The sequence below is a fragment of the Bartonella sp. AA83SXKL genome, from assembly GCF_042196965.1.
Taxonomy (GTDB): Bacteria; Pseudomonadota; Alphaproteobacteria; order Rhizobiales; family Rhizobiaceae; genus Bartonella.
The window spans coordinates 346-834 of the sequence record NZ_JBHIRG010000138.1; the positions used below are offsets into that span (position 1 = coordinate 346).

Consider the following 489-nt stretch of genomic DNA (forward strand, 5'->3'; position numbering starts at 1 on the left):
GTCTGATTATCTCTCAGTTTTTTAATAACTTCTGCAGCGCATACTTCATAATTATTCATTGCAGCGTTGAGGTCATTGACTTCCTTTGTATTGAGGTCACGATGAAAATCTCCAGTTGCAAAAATCGCTGAGAATGCATCACGCTCGTTGATTTCAGTTTCGAAGGTATCAATTTGGTGATTTTTTCTAAACTGAGATGATACAAATTGAGAAGTTCTAGAGTTGGCAAAAACTTTAGACTGAGTAAATAAAACAGCGTGAGCAATAGAACGGTGTACAGTTTTCATGTCTCGATGAATTTCTTTGATAATCTCAATGGTGGCGAAAGCATCTTGTTGCTGTTCCTTCATTGGAATAATGATGAAATCAGACTGACTGATAGTTATAGCTAGTTAAACGAGATGCCGTATTTTCCAAATCGACAATGACAAATGGGTTACGAGAAGAAAAGGTGTAATAAGGGGGCGGTGAGAAGCTTAAAGGTATAAT

The 489-nt window shown here is 37.0% G+C and carries 1 pseudogene; it reads right to left on the bottom strand.

The annotated features are described in order from the left end of the window. Positions 1-350, bottom strand: a pseudogene (locus tag ACFINO_RS10160) (ParA family protein); the annotation flags it as partial. Positions 351-489 lie beyond the last annotated feature (139 nt).